This window comes from Pontibacter coccineus (genome assembly GCF_030546575.1).
Taxonomy (GTDB): Bacteria; Bacteroidota; Bacteroidia; order Cytophagales; family Hymenobacteraceae; genus Pontibacter; species Pontibacter coccineus.
In genome coordinates this window covers 92,451-107,955 of record NZ_JAUOTN010000009.1, presented here as the reverse complement: position 1 = coordinate 107,955, position 15,505 = coordinate 92,451, and the positions used below count along the sequence as shown (strand labels likewise).

14 protein-coding genes are annotated in these 15,505 nt (G+C 51.3%); 10 read left to right on the top strand and 4 right to left on the bottom strand.

The window, feature by feature from the left end:
- The first annotated feature begins 54 nt into the window (after positions 1 to 54).
- A complete protein-coding gene (locus Q4E40_RS18170) occupies positions 55 to 1,440 on the top strand; it encodes an SGNH/GDSL hydrolase family protein (RefSeq protein WP_303414167.1) in 1,386 nt (461 codons plus the stop codon).
- Positions 1,441 to 1,453: 13 nt separating this feature from the next.
- On the opposite strand, the gene Q4E40_RS18165 is transcribed toward Q4E40_RS18170, so the two are convergent.
- Both Q4E40_RS18165 and Q4E40_RS18160 read right to left on the bottom strand, forming a co-directional pair.
- Positions 1,454 to 2,077 (bottom strand): phosphoribosyltransferase, encoded by a 624-nt coding sequence (locus Q4E40_RS18165; protein WP_303414165.1) that lies wholly within the window; start codon positions 2,075 to 2,077, stop codon positions 1,454 to 1,456.
- 192 nt (positions 2,078 to 2,269) lie between these two features.
- Positions 2,270 to 2,944 (bottom strand): dienelactone hydrolase family protein, encoded by a 675-nt coding sequence (locus tag Q4E40_RS18160; protein WP_303414162.1) that lies wholly within the window; start codon positions 2,942 to 2,944, stop codon positions 2,270 to 2,272.
- A gap of 148 nt (positions 2,945 to 3,092) precedes the next feature.
- Here Q4E40_RS18160 and Q4E40_RS18155 point away from each other — a divergent pair, with 148 nt between their 5' ends.
- The 8 genes from Q4E40_RS18155 (at position 3,093) to Q4E40_RS18120 (ending at position 12,225) form a co-directional block, all read left to right on the top strand.
- On the top strand, positions 3,093 to 3,782 hold the full coding sequence (locus Q4E40_RS18155) for a hypothetical protein (RefSeq protein ID WP_303414161.1): 690 nt from the start codon (positions 3,093 to 3,095) through the stop codon (positions 3,780 to 3,782).
- A 172-nt stretch (positions 3,783 to 3,954) separates the two neighbouring features.
- Positions 3,955 to 4,641 carry a deoxyribonuclease V gene (nfi, locus tag Q4E40_RS18150; RefSeq protein ID WP_303414160.1) on the top strand — a complete coding sequence of 229 codons (687 nt, stop codon included), beginning with the start codon at positions 3,955 to 3,957 and terminating at the stop codon, positions 4,639 to 4,641.
- A gap of 414 nt (positions 4,642 to 5,055) precedes the next feature.
- Positions 5,056 to 5,655 carry a YceI family protein gene (locus Q4E40_RS18145; RefSeq protein WP_303414158.1) on the top strand — a complete coding sequence of 200 codons (600 nt, stop codon included), beginning with the start codon at positions 5,056 to 5,058 and terminating at the stop codon, positions 5,653 to 5,655.
- A gap of 23 nt (positions 5,656 to 5,678) precedes the next feature.
- Positions 5,679 to 7,034 carry a hypothetical protein gene (locus Q4E40_RS18140; RefSeq protein ID WP_303414156.1) on the top strand — a complete coding sequence of 452 codons (1,356 nt, stop codon included), beginning with the start codon at positions 5,679 to 5,681 and terminating at the stop codon, positions 7,032 to 7,034.
- Between the two features lie 12 nt (positions 7,035 to 7,046).
- Positions 7,047 to 7,601, top strand: coding sequence for a hypothetical protein (locus tag Q4E40_RS18135; protein WP_303414155.1), 555 nt, complete (start codon positions 7,047 to 7,049; stop codon positions 7,599 to 7,601).
- Between the two features lie 224 nt (positions 7,602 to 7,825).
- Positions 7,826 to 10,444 carry an ATP-dependent chaperone ClpB gene (gene clpB / locus Q4E40_RS18130; protein WP_303414153.1) on the top strand — a complete coding sequence of 873 codons (2,619 nt, stop codon included), beginning with the start codon at positions 7,826 to 7,828 and terminating at the stop codon, positions 10,442 to 10,444.
- 142 nt (positions 10,445 to 10,586) lie between these two features.
- Complete coding sequence (locus Q4E40_RS18125; protein WP_303414151.1) at positions 10,587 to 11,024, top strand: nucleoside deaminase; 438 nt, start codon at positions 10,587 to 10,589, stop codon at positions 11,022 to 11,024.
- Positions 11,025 to 11,334: 310 nt separating this feature from the next.
- Complete coding sequence (locus Q4E40_RS18120; protein ID WP_303414150.1) at positions 11,335 to 12,225, top strand: ATP-grasp fold amidoligase family protein; 891 nt, start codon at positions 11,335 to 11,337, stop codon at positions 12,223 to 12,225.
- Between the two features lie 27 nt (positions 12,226 to 12,252).
- On the opposite strand, the gene Q4E40_RS18115 is transcribed toward Q4E40_RS18120, so the two are convergent.
- Complete coding sequence (locus Q4E40_RS18115; protein WP_303414148.1) at positions 12,253 to 12,615, bottom strand: SpoIIAA family protein; 363 nt, start codon at positions 12,613 to 12,615, stop codon at positions 12,253 to 12,255.
- A gap of 131 nt (positions 12,616 to 12,746) precedes the next feature.
- On the opposite strand from Q4E40_RS18115, the gene Q4E40_RS18110 reads away from it, so the two are divergent.
- The gene (locus tag Q4E40_RS18110) at positions 12,747 to 13,595 is read left to right on the top strand and encodes an alpha/beta hydrolase (protein WP_303414146.1); all 849 of its coding nucleotides are present in this window, start codon (positions 12,747 to 12,749) and stop codon (positions 13,593 to 13,595) included.
- A 515-nt stretch (positions 13,596 to 14,110) separates the two neighbouring features.
- Here the strand turns inward: Q4E40_RS18110 and Q4E40_RS18105 are convergent.
- Positions 14,111 to 15,457 (bottom strand): NAD(P)/FAD-dependent oxidoreductase, encoded by a 1,347-nt coding sequence (locus tag Q4E40_RS18105; RefSeq protein ID WP_303414144.1) that lies wholly within the window; start codon positions 15,455 to 15,457, stop codon positions 14,111 to 14,113.
- Positions 15,458 to 15,505 lie beyond the last annotated feature (48 nt).

Sequence of the window (15,505 nt, the reverse complement as noted above, 5' to 3'; positions counted from 1 at the left end):
GCGTTGCGCACGTTCTATAAGCTACTTAGTACCAATCACCTAGCTTACAGCTCTATGCGCGCCCTCCTCATCCGATTCCGAAGACAGGCTTATCTCCTTATCCCGTTCCTATTCTTTGGCATGGAGGCCTATTCCCAGGCGCAGCCCATCAAGATCATGCCGTTGGGCAACTCGATTACGCAGGGAAGTCATCTGTTTCCAAGTTACCGCTATGAACTTTGGAAGAAGTTAATAGATGCTGATGTCAATTTTGAGTTTGTAGGCTCCCAATCGCTTAATTATAATTTTGACAGGCAGTCCGAAGCACCTTCACCTAATGTGAACGATACTTATGGAGGTAAGACATTCACGAACAAACATGAAGGGCATTGGGGATGGCGGGCTGATGAAATACTGAATGGCAGAAATGGAAACAGCATTGCAAGTTGGGCTGAAGCGCATAAACCAGATCTTGTGCTGCTGCACTTAGGCACAAACGACCTGTTTCAGAAACAATCGATTGAAACTACCCTTACCGATCTGAGGCAAATCGTTGGGGTGCTGCGAGAGAAGAATCCGGCTGTCTTAATTATTTTGGCTCAGCTCATTCCGGCCGATCCAAAAGACCAGTACCTGAAAGAAGTTAGTGAGCAAATTCCGCTCTTCAATGCGCAGTTACCCGATCTTGTCACATCCCTAAACAATGATAGCCGATATCCAGATTCGCAAGTAGTACTGGTAGACCAGAACACCGGATTTAACCCTGCCAAAAATCCTAACTCGGTAGTAGGGCAGGGCGACACGTACGATGGACTTCACCCTAATAAGCTTGGAGAAGCTAAAATGGCCCAGGTTTGGCTTGAAGCCATCATGAACGAAATTGTTATTCCGCTACCAGTCGAGCTGCACAGCTTTAAAGGTATGGCCACACAGAGCGGGGTGCAACTGGACTGGGAAACGGCTTCGGAGCTGGACAACGCATTTTTTGAAGTGCAACGGGGTCAATCCGCTACAGAATTTGATGCTATCGGTCGTATGGAAGGGGCCGGCACCACCTCGCTTCCCCAAAGCTATACCTACCAGGACAAGGAAGCCGGCAACGGCGTGAACTATTATCGCCTCCGGCAGGTGGACTTTGACGGCACACAGAGCTACTCTCCGGTGGTGGCGGTGAGCCTGGTGCAGGCCACAACAGAAGAAATGCGGGTATACCCGACCCATACCAAAAGCAGCCATCCGGTTACGGTACAAATGCTGGCCTTGCAGCCTCTGGAGAAGTTCAGCATCTCGATCTATACCCTTGAGGGAAAACTGGTAAAGGAATATGAAGCGGAAGCTGACAACCGGGGTAACTTTATTCAGCTGCTCAACACAGCTGGGCTAAGTGATGGCAGCATGTACATGGTGCGGGCTTCGCTGCCAGGCAGGGCCTTTATCCGCCACCTCATGATCGACCGCTAAGTGCCACCTATACCTACTCCTGACTTTCCTGCTGCCTGAGCAGGCGGATTACCTCTTCATCACTCACCTGTTCAAACTCCTGGTAAAACTGCCCAACCGCCTGAAACATAGGAGGCACCAACAGGCATACCACTTCATCTACTATAGCCTCAAACTGCTTAATGGCGGCTCGTGGCGCGACAGGCACTGCTATAATAATCTTGCGGGGTTGCTTGTGCCTGGCCATATGCACAGTAGATAGCAGCGTCTTGCCTGTCGCGATGCCATCATCCACGATGATCACGATGCGATCGCGCAGGTCAACTGGCTGACGGTTGCCCATAAAGAGCTTGTACTTCTGGCGCAGACTTGTCTTTATCCGCTCTACTTCGGCGTGGATGTACTCCGCTGGTACGTCAGTCCGCTTATCCACCTCCACATCTTCCAGACTTACCGCGCCTATCGCAAACTCCGGATTAGCAGGATGCCCGATCTTCTTGGAAACGATCACATCCAAGGGCATACCGAGTCGCCGGGCAATAGGCGCTGCCACCGGCACACCTCCCCGAGGTATAGCCAGCACCACCCCCTGCTGCCCTTTGTAGTGCTCCAACCTATCGGCCAGTAGCTCTGCAGCGATTTGTCTGCTAGGTATCATCTTTTTCAGTTTTTGGTTGAGTTGTCAGATTGTTGATGGTTAAATGGTTAAATGGTTAAATGGTTAAATGGTTAAATGGTTAAATGGTTAAATGGTTTATTAAAAGAATCAATCTCACTAAATCACTCAACCACCAACTCACTCCATCACTCATTCAAAACTCAATCACTAACTCACCAATTCACTCATTCACTAACTCCTAAGCGGATGCTGTTTGCCGGGCTCCAGGTATTTCCGGAACCAGTCTGTTGCCAGCTGGGCTGCCATTTCAAGTGCTCCGGGCTCTTCAAACAGATGCGTGGCATCAGGCACGATCTCGAGGTCTTTTAAGCATTGCAGCCGGTCTTGCGCCCACCTGTTCAGATCGAGCACCTCTTCATCCAGACCGCCTACAATCAACAGCGTCGGGCTTTGCACATCAGGCAGCACCTCACCGGCCAGGTCTGGGCGTCCGCCCCGGCTCACCACTGCGCCGATGATGTCCCCGCCAAGTGCGGCGGCGGCACTCAGCGCCGAGGCAGCTCCCGTACTCGCTCCGAACAGCCCGATGCGTAAGTCTTTCGTGTAGTCGTTCTGCTGTACCCATGTCACGGCATCAATCAGGCGTGTGGTGAGCAGCGCTATATCAAATCGGTTTTCTTGTCGCTGGTCCTCCGCTTCGGTGAGCAGGTCGAACAGCAGGGTCGCAAAACGGGAACGCTGCAGGTGCTCCGCCACATAACGGTTGCGCGAGCTCAGGCGACTGCTGCCACTACCATGCGAGAAGATGACCAGTCCCTTTGCATCCTCCGGCACTACCAGGTCTGCCGTCAGCAGTATATTTCCAGCCTCTAGCTGAAGGCTGTCGTTGAATATGAAATTTGCCATCAAGTTTGTTTTCGTTAGTAAAGCCCCTATTACTTTAATTTACGTCTCGGTATGGCAATAGTTAAAAAGCTGTGCCTGTGATTCCCCTTCAGGTATAAGCCCCGTCAGGTAAAACACCGTATAGGAGCTATACCTGAAATTGAGACCTATGCGCAGCATTATTTTAACTTCACTGACCTGCCTGTTACTACTGGCAGGTATAACCTCCTGCGGATCCGGAGACCCGGAGCAAAACCTGGCGGAGCAGCGTGCTGATGAGCACCAGCGTCTGGAAGAGGTACAGGAAGAGCACATTCGACGAGAAGGCAATCCAAATCAGGATTCAATTTCCTTTGGGCAGGCCTTCTCCCTTTTCATGACTGCCCTGCAGGCTGCTGATACCACCACACTGAACCAGTTCATTCACCCAGACCAGGGACTTTGGATCATAGAGCAGCCCGGCGCCATGCCTAAGATGACACGCGTTACGGACATCCGGGATTTCAAGCGCGAGTTTCAGGGGAGGTCTTTCTTCACTATCCGGGATGAGGTAAAAACCTGTGACCTGCGTGAAGAAGCCTGGCCATCCTTCGATTGCGGGGACCTGAACTACGACGAAGGACAATCGGGTTACAGCAAAGACGGGTGCTTTGTGTCAGATGCTGCCAAGTTCCAGAAGAGTGGGTACTGGGACTACGCCAGCCTGACAGATGCAGAAATCAAGCAGATCAAGGCCACCTTGCCCCTTTTACAAAGATCAGTGCTGCACACAGCTACTTCCTTTGAGTTTCACTTCGGCCCTGTTGACGGCCAGTGGCGATTGCTGTTCGCCAAACTGATCTATCCTTGTAGCGCTTGAGTGAGTTCTGATTGATTGAATGAGTGAACAGTCTTAAAAATTACTGAGCTTGATTAAAATGTGGCTTGGTGAGAAGCGGTAAAAGATCCACCAAGACTTAAACGTCCTGCTATACCTAACGTATTCTCAATCAAACGAGGAAACACTCTCTAACTAACCCATTCACTAAATCATGGCCTACTACCGACGCTTCGATCAGCCTGCTCCAGATCCTGCCTTGCTTGCCCGCCTGACCGAACAGCAGCGCGACATGCAGCAGCGGGTTATCCTCCAAAAGCCAGACTTTGACCTGAAGCTGATTGCCGGCTGCGACTCTTCTTTTGTGGGGGAAGACCATATTCTGTCGGTGTTTGTACTGCTCTCATACCCCGAACTGGAGGTGCTGGAGAAGGTATGGCACTATGGGGAAGTGGAGCTGCCTTATGTTCCGGGATTCCTTTCTTTCAGAGAAGCGCCCAACCTGCTCAAAGCCTACGAAAAATTGCAGCAAAAGCCCGACCTGATCATGGTGGACGGCCACGGCATCTCCCACCCCCGCCGCTTAGGTATAGCTACCCACCTGGGTCTGCAACTGAACAAGCCTACCATGGGCGTCGCCAAAAAAGTGCTGGTGGGCAGGTATAAGGAGCCGGATGTTTTGAAGGGCTCCATCTCGCCGCTGGAACACAAAGGCGAACTGGTGGGAAATGTGCTGCGCACCAAGGATAACGTGAAGCCGGTGTTCATTTCTGCCGGCCATCTCATGGATCTGGCATCCGCTACGGAGATCGCCATGGCCTGTGCAGTGAAACATAAACTACCGGAGCCGACAAGGCTGGCAGACCATTATGCGGCGGTATTTAAGAGTGAAGTAAAGTAACTCAATACACAGCCCCCTTTCTTGCATTTTCCTAACTTAAAGAATCCCCGGCAACACTTTGCCGGGTAGCCTGGAGACGCTCAATCGTTTACAGCAGGAAAAGTAACGCAAACCTCAGCGTTCAAAAAAGCTGTATACCTGTTCCAACAAACAGGCCATTCTTTTTCTTACTCCCAAGCCCTCATTTCATGTGCAGGTACAGCGGCAAACCTTTGCTGACTACCGCCGTGGTGCCCAAAATGTAAAGAATCGGGCTATAAAACGGCTTTTATCCCTTTTTACCCTCATTCGTCATTTTAAAAGCTAACCAAGGTCATCTATTGAAGTGTCCGATGTCATACTTTGGGGAGCCAGGCTGCTATAGTTTTGCATCATAGAAATAACACAAATAGTAACAACTTAACCGCCTGTATCATGAAAATCTTGAACCCCATAAAATTGCTAAGTTTGTTTAGCATCCTTTTAGGATTAAGCCTAGGCAATACACTGCTCGCCCAGGACCAGTACAAACTGGCCGGCAAGCCCGAACTTAAGGTAAAGGGCACTTCAACCATCCACGACTGGGAAATGACATCTGCGCAGGCCCAGGGTACGGCTGACATGATACTGGAAGGCACCACACTTAAAAACGTGAAGTCGGCTTCTGTCACCCTGAAAACCGCATCGGTTAAAAGCGGCACGGCCAAAATGGATGAGATCGCACACGAGTCGCTCAAAGCTAACAAGCACACCGACATTGTGTTTACCCTGACCTCTTTCCGCGCCCTGGACAATAACCGCGCCCAGGCTACCGGCAACCTAACCATCGCGGGCACCACGAAGCCAGTAACTTTCAACGTGGAGACAAGCACAAAATCCGGTTCAGTGCAGCTGGCTGGTGAGGCGAACATCAAATTCACCGACTTCGGCATCAAACCGCCCACAGCGCTTTTGGGCACTGTAAAAACCGGCAACGAGCTTAAACTCAGTTTCAAGGCAAATTTCCAGCCTGTTACCTCTTATTCAAAAAACTAAAGAACTCTTAAATACCGAACATCATGAAAAAGATAACACTTTCATTGGGCCTGTTGCTTGGCTTAAGCATGAGCGCCTTTGGGCAGATCACCCTATCAGACCTGCCATACGCCCGACCATACGACAAAAGGGGCCTCAATACCTTCGAAACACCTAAGCAGGACACCATCGGCTTCGACGGCATTAAAGTGCGACTGGGCGGAGGTTTTGCACAGCAGTTCCAGGGCCTGAAGCACAAGAACTCGGCTACAGCCCTCATGCAGCAGCAAGGCAACAACGAGGTAAACCTCAACCAGCTGATGCCGATCGAGAATGGCTTTAACCTGGCCTCTGCCAACCTGAACCTGGATGTGGCGCTTGCAGATGGTGTCCGACTGAACCTGATCACCTACCTGTCATCAAGACACCACTCTGAAGCCTGGGTAAAAGGTGGCTACATACAAGTGGATAAGGCTGAATTCCTGAACAGTCCGCTGGTGAATAAGCTCATGGAGAACATTACCGTAAAGGTGGGTCACATGGAGATCAACTACGGCGACGCGCACTACCGCAGAACGGATAACGCCCATGCCCTCCAGAACCCGTTTGTTGGCAACTACATCATGGATGCCTTCACAACAGAGATCGGTGCAGAAGTGATCTACCAATACAAAGGCTTCCTGGCAGTAGGTTCTGTTACAGGTGGCGAAGTACAAGGTGGTATCCAGACTCCGGACCAGCGCAAGCCTTCCTTCATTGGTAAATTAGGCTACGACAGCCAGGTAAAAGACGACCTGAGAGTAAGATTAACAGGCTCTGTGTATACAACCGCCGGCTCTGTGCGAAACACGCTCTATGGTGGCGACCGTGCCGGTTCACGTTACTTCCTGGTGATGGACCCTGCTAAAGTGGCAAGCGGCGCAGCAGTAACACCTGCTACACACTTCACGTCAGGACACATTAATCCGGGCCTTACCAACAGCATCACGGCCTTTGTGGTCAACCCCTTTGTGAAGTTCCGCGGCCTGGAGTTCTTCGGCAACTTTGAGCAGGCGAAAGGCAAAGGCAGACTGGGCGCAAACGATGAACCAGCAGACCGCACCTGGAGACAACTGGGCACCGACCTGGTATACCGCTTCGGAGGCAACGAGAACCTGTATGTGGCAGGCCGCTACAACGTAGTGGAAGGACGCCTGGCACCATCTGCTGCCACCCCGAATGTACAGAACAACAGCGTGAACCTGAACAGAATCCAAGTAGGCGGCGGCTGGTTTGTAACCAAAAACATCCTTGCCAAAGCAGAATATGTGAAGCAACAGTACAAAGGTTTCGCTCCAACGGACATCCGCCACGGTGGTGAGTTCAATGGCTTCATGATCGAAGGCGCCATATCTTTCTAACACCCGAATACCATGTTACCTCTAAGTATCTTTCTGGTTGCTGTCTCAATGCTAAGCGCTATGGTGCTGCCTGAGAAAAGAGAGTATGTTGTGATCACGGGCAACAAAGTGTCCGTAGCAGCAGGCACCTCCCTGGGCAACATCAACTGCGCCTACACCAGCAGCCAGAAAGATACACTGGAGTTGAACAGGCAGATTCCCCAGCGGGACAGGCTCAGGCTGGATATACCTGTGAAGGAGTTCAACTGCGGCAACGTCTTCCTGAACAAGGATTTCGCAAAAGCGCTGAATGCCAGCCAGCACCCCTACGCCAAAATTGAGGTGGTTTGCCTGAAAAAGGAGGGCAGAGACTACAAAGGCAACCTGAATCTGATCGTAGCGGGAAAAATCATTCCGCTTCAAAATGTGAGCTTTCACTCCTACCCGGGCAAAGGCGTCACTAACCTGAAGAGCAACATCTGCCTGAATTTCTCTGAAATAGGTCTGGCCACACCCAAAAAAATGGGCGGTCTGTTTAAAGTAGAAGATAAACTACAGGTTATGGTGGAACTGCAGGTAGCAGGGTGAGGCAGGTAACAATTATTCTTTAAAGCAAAAGGCAGCCGGAAGTGCTGCCTTTTGCTGTTTTTCAGACCTTGAAAACCCTTTTCTATGCCATTCTGTCTTTAAAACACATTTTCACCGAATCGCAACCTGTCATTATTTCAGCAAAATCATCTTAAAGTCCCACTGGTGTACCCTTTGCTAGCTAGCTCGTAGAACAAAGACTAGGGAAAAGACGAGTAAAGGATATGAATTTTAATAACTATACCATCAAAGCCCAGGAGGCCATCCAAAAGGCCACCGAGATAGCAGGCGGCTTTCAGCAGCAGGCCATCGAAACCGGGCACATTTTAAAAGCAATACTGGAGACGGACGAGAACGTCACCAGCTTTTTGCTCAAGAAACTCAACATCAACGGCAACATCCTGCACAGCAAGCTGGACGAGACTGTAGCGGCTTACCCGAAAGTGAGCGGCGGCAGCCCATACCTGGCAAACGATGCTGCAGCAGCCCTGCAAAAGGCCACGGCATACCTGAAAGAATTCGGCGACGAGTATGTGGCCATCGAACACATGCTGCTGGGCCTGTTGGCGGGCCGCGATAAGGTAGCCGGCCTGATGAAGGATGTAGGCTTCAATGAAAAAGACCTCAAAAAAGCGATAAAAGAATTGCGCGGCGGCACCAAAGTAACCGACCAGAACGCCGAGGCGAAGTACAACTCGCTCAAGCGCTATGCTCGCGACCTCAACGAAATGGCCCGCAATGGCAAGATCGACCCGGTGATCGGCCGCGACGAAGAGATTCGCCGCGTACTGCAGATCCTGAGCCGCCGTACCAAAAACAACCCGGTGCTGCTGGGTGAGCCCGGTGTGGGTAAAACCGCCATTGTGGAAGGTCTGGCGCAAAGAATTGTGGCCGGTGACGTGCCCGAGAACCTGAAGAACAAAACGCTGATGAGCCTCGACATGGGTCTGCTCGTAGCAGGTGCCAAGTATAAGGGTGAGTTTGAGGAGCGTCTGAAAGCGGTGATCAAGGAAGTGGTGGATGCTGAGGGCGAGATCGTGCTCTTCATCGACGAGATCCATACCTTGATCGGGGCAGGTGCAGGAGGTGAGAGCGCTATGGACGCCGCCAACCTGCTCAAGCCGGCGCTGGCCCGTGGCGAGCTGCATGCCATCGGTGCGACCACACTCAAAGAATACCAGAAGTACATCGAGAAGGACAAGGCACTGGAGCGACGCTTCCAGGCCGTGATGGTGGACGAGCCAAGTGTGCAGGATGCAATCTCGATCCTGCGCGGTATCAAAGATAAGTATGAAGTACACCACGGGGTGCGCATCAAAGACGATGCGATCATCGCAGCCGTGGAGCTTTCAAACCGTTACATCACCGACCGCTTCCTCCCCGACAAGGCCATCGACCTGATGGACGAGGCGGCCGCGAAGCTGCGCATCGAGATCGACTCGCTGCCGGTAGAGCTCGACGAGATCCAGCGCCGCATCATGCAGTTGGAGATTGAGCGGGAAGCGATTCGCCGTGAGAATGACAAGGACAAAGAAACAGTGCTTTCCCGGGAAATCGCGGACCTGAGCGGCAGGCGCGATGACATGAAAGCCAAGTGGCAGAACGAAAAGCAGATCATCGAGGGCATCCAGAAAGAAAAAGAAAACATTGAGAATTATAAGCTCGAAGCCGAGCAGGCCGAGCGCTCCGGCGACTATGGCCGTGTGGCGGAGCTCCGTTACGGCAAGATTCAGGAGGCAGAGGCGAAACTGAAGGAACTGCAGGAGCAGGTACACCAGATGCAGGGCGAAAACCCGATGCTGAAAGAAGAGGTGAACTCGGAGGACATTGCCGAGATCGTGGCCAAATGGACCGGTATACCGGTGAGTAAGATGCTGCAGAGCGACCGTGAGAAATTGCTGCACCTGGAGCAGGAACTGGGCAAACGCGTCGCTGGTCAGGAAGAGGCCATTGAAGCGATCTCGGATGCGGTGCGTAGAAGCCGCGCCGGCATGCAGGACCCGAAACGCCCGATCGGCTCGTTCATCTTCCTGGGTACGACTGGTGTGGGTAAGACTGAGCTGGCCAAGGCGCTGGCCGACTACCTGTTCAACGACGAGAACGCGATGGTGCGCATTGACATGAGTGAGTACCAGGAGCGCCACGCCGTGAGCCGTATGATTGGTGCGCCTCCGGGCTACGTAGGCTACGACGAAGGCGGTCAGCTGACCGAGGCCGTGCGCCGCAAGCCCTACTCCGTGGTGCTGCTCGACGAGATCGAGAAAGCGCACCCGGACGTATTCAACATCCTGCTACAGGTATTGGACGATGGTCGCCTGACCGATAGCAAAGGCCGTGTGGTGAACTTTAAGAACACGATCATCATCATGACCTCCAACATCGGTTCGCACATCATCCAGAGCAACTTTGAGCTGATGGATGAGATTAACCACGACGAAGTGATCGAGCGCACCAAGGACGAAGTGTTCGAGCTACTGAAGAAGTCAGTAAGACCGGAGTTCCTCAACCGCATCGACGAGCTGGTGATGTTCCGTCCGTTGAGCCGACGCGACATCCGCAAGATCGTGACCATTCAGTTTGCGCATATCCAGGATCGTCTGGACGAAGCAGGTATACGCCTGATCGCCACCGACGAGGTACTCGATTACCTGGGCGAGCAGGGTTACGATCCGCAGTTCGGTGCCCGTCCGTTGAAGCGGGTGCTGCAGCGCCAGGTGCTCAACGAGCTGTCAAAAGAGATATTGGGCGGCACGATAAATAAAGATTCTGTGGTGGAGGCTGTACTAAGCGATGGACAGATTCGTTTCAACAATGTAGACATCGAGTTACCGACCGAAAAGTAAATTGATTGTGTATTAAAAGTAAAGTTTAGTTGAGCAAAAGGCCTTCCCGTCTGGGGAGGCCTTTTTGTTTTTGAACCACAGGTATAGCCTGGCCGTACCCAAAGCACAGACTTTTTTCACACCTCATATAAAACCTATACCTATGGACGAGTTCATGCAACTGGCGATTGACGAAGCAAAGAAAGGCCGCAGTGAAGGCGGTATACCCATCGGCTCGGTGCTGGTGAAAGACGGCAAGGTGGTGGCCAGTGGGCACAACAAGCGGGTGCAGGAAAACAACCCCATCCTACATGGCGAGATGGACTGCCTCAACAATGCCGGCCGCATCGGCTCCTACCGCAACACTGTGATCTACTCTACCCTGATGCCCTGCTACATGTGCGCCGGCACCATCGTGCAGTTCAAAATCCCAAAGGTGATCGTGGGCGAATCCAAGACCTTTGACGGCGCCCGTGCGTTCATGGAGTCGCACGGCGTGGAGGTAGTAGACCTGAACCTGCCCGAGTGCATTGAGATGATGGAGGACTTAATAAAAGAGAAGCCGGAGCTCTGGAATGAGGATATTATGGAGTTGGAGTAAGCAAATCAATCTGCCCTCTAGTACCAATCGCTTCTTCTATTAAAACAGCCGGTACATAACGATCTTCTAGCTTCTTCATTTCTGTTGTAGAAGCATCACTAGCTTACCTAATTAGAAGCCCCAGAGTAAAATACTAATACCTCTCGAGAAAGCTTAATATAGTTTTTAACCACGTTCCTGTGCAATCAAATAAGAAGAAACCCTAAAATATAAATAAAATATTATTCGTTTATATTTTTTTAAACAATATATTATAATTGGCGTAAGACCTTTAAAGATATGCCAATCCATTAATATAAGAATAATACCAATGCTTCAACTCTTGAAAAAAGGGGTGCGTTCCACCCTTTATGCTATCAAAGGTGAACCCGTACATGAAATTGGAGAATTCGCCCAACGTATAAAACATAGACACAGCACTTTCTGGAAATCAGCTGATGCAGAACTCGTACGAAACACCTCTATGAGCAGAGGTGATTCTTTAGAGCAATGGTGCGATGCAGCTCACTGGCAACGTAAATTAAGTAATAAGTATAATGCGCGACTTTTTGCAGAAATGCTTAACTGCCGGGTACCTGATCTCTATTGGAAAGGTCGAAACCTAAACGACCTTGATTTCACAGAGCTTCCGAAGCAATATGTAATCAGACCTACTATAGGGCACTCTTGTAATATGGTTTTTTTGATGAACAACACTTTTAATCTGATGGATAAAAGCTTTTACTCTGAAGTAGAACTTAAAGAGCTGCTTAATCAAGCATTGTTAAAGAATCCTCATCAAGAGTTTCTTTTTGAAGAATTTGTTAGAAGTGAAAGCGGGGAGTACAAAATTCAAAACGACTATAAAATTTCTATTTTTAATGGAGAATTAGCAGTTATTGATGTGATTAACCGAACGAGCCCTAAGACAGGACTTTCCAGCTGTTATGATGAAAACTGGAACAGGGTAGATACGATGTCAGCATACTATGAGGAAGCACCTACTCAGGAACCACCTGAGTGTCTTTCAGAAATGATTGGATTTGCAAAAAAGCTAAGCAAAGCCTATCAAATTTTTGTTAGGATCGACTTTTATGCAACTGACAAAGGAGCGGTATTTGGAGAGTTCACCCCTACCCCAGGCAAGGGAGAGGGCTTTACTCCAGACGCTGATAAGAAGCTCTTGCAGTATTGGGATAAATTTTGCCCAGGCACGATTTAGCTGCAGTTCGTAAACTAAAAAAAACTACTACTCCCCCTCCAGCACATATTTCATTGCTTGCTCCTTGTCGGCCAGGTCATAATAGCGGACGCCGTGCTTTTTTACGGTGCTGGCTAGTTTTGCCGCCCACTCCTGCCACTTCTTCTCTCCCACCATGGCCACACGTCCGTAGTCAAGCCCGTGGATGATGTCGAACAGGCCGTTCTCTATCGCTGCCACAGGCTGAATCCAGTCCACATTCACCATTTCGTAATAGATGTGCGTTTCCTCATGCCGGAGCATCAGGTCTCGGACCAAGTTGCGGTATTGGTCGAAGTCAGGTATAGTCAGCTTTTCGCGCACGCGCACGGCCAGTATGTTATCACGGGTTTCAGGTAGTATTTCCAGCATAGTTCTACTTCTTTACGCACTTTCTACTGAAGCTTTACAACCGCTATACCTGGCGAGCGGGAAATTATCGTCTATTTTTGAGCTTTTTGCTACTGAATGCCTATTTTGCAGATTCAAGCTACCTGTTCAAAATGATGAAACCCTTACGCTGTACCCTCACCCTGCTCCTCTGCCTATACCTGTTCACGGCCCAGGCTAAAGTCGACACACTGGTTATCCAGAGCCCTTCGATGCAAAAGACGCTAAAGGCCGGTGTGGTGACGCCGGATGGTTATCAGAAGAAAAAGAGCGGTCCCTACCCGGTGCTATACCTGTTGCACGGCTACAGCGGCAACTTCAGCAACTGGCTCAAAGTGCCGCCTCAGAAAGACCTGCTCCAGACCATGGCCGACAAGTACCAACTTATCATTGTGACACCCGACGGCGGTTTCAGCAGCTGGTATTACGACAGCCCGGTGGACAAACAGAGTCAGTACGAAACGTTCATCACGCAGGAGCTGAGGCAGGAGATCGAGCGCAGGTATAAGGCTATACCTGAACGCAGCGCCCGTTTCATCTCCGGCCTGAGCATGGGCGGACACGGGGCGCTATACCTGTCGGCACGGAACCCGGAGCTATACCTGGCCGCCGGCAGTATGAGTGGTGCCCTGAACGTATCAAGGAGCGAATCGGAGAAATTGCTCAAAAGCATAGAGGCCGTGTTGGGTCCGAAGCCGGAGAACATGGAGCGTTTCCGCCAAAACTCTGTCGTGCACATGGTGCCGGAGCTCAAGCAAAGCGGCGTGCACCTGATCGTTGACTGCGGTGTTGCGGATATGCTTTTAGAGGACAACCGCGAGCTGCACCGCCGACTGGTGTATGAGAAAGTGCCCCACGAGTACATAGAGCGCCCCGGCGCACATACCTGGGCCTACTGGGGCAATGCCCTGGAGTACCACCTGCTGTTTTTCCAGAAGGTGCGGGAAGGTGTTGCTAAATAGAAGTTCAGTTGCCCTCGCTCGCGTCCCGCGAGTGTGCGCTATGTAGTGGCGTCCCGCCACTTGTAATGAGAGGTATATCGCTCTTTTGGATTTCTCAATCCGAAAGTCTTATCGAGGGGCCCTAACACCACTGTCGAGGATTTCCTAATCCCAGTGTCCCGCTTAATGCGGGTCACAAATCCGCAACAGTTAGATTTCGGATTGAGAAATCCGAAATAGCGCACGGTGCCGAAGGCACAAAGACAAGCGGCCAGAGTCCGCCCTATACCTCACACACGCCAGAGGTAAGCGAGGGCGTAAGAGGGTATAGAAACACAAAAGGCATAGAATCCGTTGGTTCTATGCCTTTTGTGTTTCTATATTTATTGGCTTCTCTAGGTATGCCACTCAGAGCCTTTTCATCCTAAACAGCCACAAGCCCGGAAACTTGCAACAGTTCGCGTTCGTGGACCAATTGGTACAACCCAAGAACCAACAAGTTAACCATCATCAATTTAACAATTCAACCACCAGCATCACTCCGTGTTGTACTTGTTAACGAATTGCTGCCTTACCGTGTCCCCTTTCCTGACAAACGGACGAATGATGAGTCGCGTGCCGTTTTCGTAGGTGAAGAACCGGTAGATCCAGTTGCTCAACACCACCAGTTTGTTCCGGAAGCCCACCAGCGCCATCACGTGCACAAACAGCCACGTCATCCAGGCCAGGAAGCCTCCGAGGTGGATGTTGCCAGGCAGATCGGCCACCGCCTGGTTGCGGCCAATGATCGCCAGCGAGCCTTTGTCAACGTACTCAAACTCCTCCATCTTCTCCCCTTTGACCAGGCGCTTCAGGTTCTTGGACAGGAGCTTGCCCTGCTGTATGGCAGGCTGCGCTACGCCAGGGTGCCCTTTCGGCCATTTATCAGTTTTCATAAAGGCAATGTCTCCGATCGCGAATATGTCATCATAACCGAGCACCTGGTTGTAGCGGTTCACCAGGATACGGCCACGCTCCACAGCTTCGGCCGGCAACCCGTCGATCAGGGCGCCCTGCACACCGGCAGCCCACACCAGTGTCTGGGTCTGTATCTGTTCCCCTCCTTTTATGGTGGCCACATAGCCATCATAGGACTCTACCAGCGTATTCAGCTTGACAACAACGCCCATGTCCTGTAGGTACTTCAGCGTCTTCTCGCTCGCTTTCGGCGACATAGGCGGCAGCACGCGGTCCATGCCTTCTACCAGGTAGATGTTCATTCTGCTGAAGTCCACACCCGGGTAGTCGGTGGGCAGGATGTGTTTGCGCATCTCGGCCAGGGCTCCGGCTGTTTCCACACCTGTTGGCCCGCCACCCACGATCACGAAGTTGAGTAGGCTCTGCTGCAGTTCAGGGTCGGCGGTCATGCTGGCCTGTTCAAAGCACTGGAACAGGTGGCTGCGCAGGTTCAGCGCCTGCGGGATCTGCTTCAGCGGAAAGGCATTTTTCTTTACCTCCTCGTTGCCGAAGTAGTTGGTTTTGGTACCGGTGGCGATCACCAGGTAGTCGTAAGGCAGGTCGCCCACCAGCGTATGAACCGTTTTGGAGATGGGGTTCACGCTGTTGACTTTCACCAACCGGAAGTGGAAGTCCTGGAACTCATCGCTCCCGAACATTTTGCGGAGCGGCTCAGCGATGGAGTCAGGTTCCAGGCCGGCCGTGGCGACCTGGTAAAGGAGCGGCCAGAAACCGTGGTAGTTCTGGCGGTCGAGCATCACAACCTGAAAGTCTTTGCATTTCAGTCGTTGGGCCACGTTTATTCCCCCAAATCCGCCGCCAATGATCACGACACGGGGCTTGGTGGTATCAGGTATATTGAGTGATAGTTTATCTACATCCAGCATAAAGAGATCTGATTTAACTGTGAAAAGTCAGTACATGCAACATGCACC

Bases quoted from the DNA above. Each gene is read 5' to 3' on its own strand.
- Q4E40_RS18170 (WP_303414167.1), top strand. From the start codon at position 55: ATGCGCGCCCTCCTCATCCGATTCCGAAGACAGGCTTATCTCCTTATC.
- Q4E40_RS18165 (WP_303414165.1), bottom strand. From the start codon at position 2,077: ATGATACCTAGCAGACAAATCGCTGCAGAGCTACTGGCCGATAGGTTG.
- Q4E40_RS18160 (WP_303414162.1), bottom strand. From the start codon at position 2,944: ATGGCAAATTTCATATTCAACGACAGCCTTCAGCTAGAGGCTGGAAAT.
- Q4E40_RS18155 (WP_303414161.1), top strand. From the start codon at position 3,093: ATGCGCAGCATTATTTTAACTTCACTGACCTGCCTGTTACTACTGGCA.
- nfi (WP_303414160.1), top strand. From the start codon at position 3,955: ATGGCCTACTACCGACGCTTCGATCAGCCTGCTCCAGATCCTGCCTTG.
- Q4E40_RS18145 (WP_303414158.1), top strand. From the start codon at position 5,056: ATGAAAATCTTGAACCCCATAAAATTGCTAAGTTTGTTTAGCATCCTT.
- Q4E40_RS18140 (WP_303414156.1), top strand. From the start codon at position 5,679: ATGAAAAAGATAACACTTTCATTGGGCCTGTTGCTTGGCTTAAGCATG.
- Q4E40_RS18135 (WP_303414155.1), top strand. From the start codon at position 7,047: ATGTTACCTCTAAGTATCTTTCTGGTTGCTGTCTCAATGCTAAGCGCT.
- clpB (WP_303414153.1), top strand. From the start codon at position 7,826: ATGAATTTTAATAACTATACCATCAAAGCCCAGGAGGCCATCCAAAAG.
- Q4E40_RS18125 (WP_303414151.1), top strand. From the start codon at position 10,587: ATGGACGAGTTCATGCAACTGGCGATTGACGAAGCAAAGAAAGGCCGC.
- Q4E40_RS18120 (WP_303414150.1), top strand. From the start codon at position 11,335: ATGCTTCAACTCTTGAAAAAAGGGGTGCGTTCCACCCTTTATGCTATC.
- Q4E40_RS18115 (WP_303414148.1), bottom strand. From the start codon at position 12,615: ATGCTGGAAATACTACCTGAAACCCGTGATAACATACTGGCCGTGCGC.
- Q4E40_RS18110 (WP_303414146.1), top strand. From the start codon at position 12,747: ATGATGAAACCCTTACGCTGTACCCTCACCCTGCTCCTCTGCCTATAC.
- Q4E40_RS18105 (WP_303414144.1), bottom strand. From the start codon at position 15,457: ATGCTGGATGTAGATAAACTATCACTCAATATACCTGATACCACCAAG.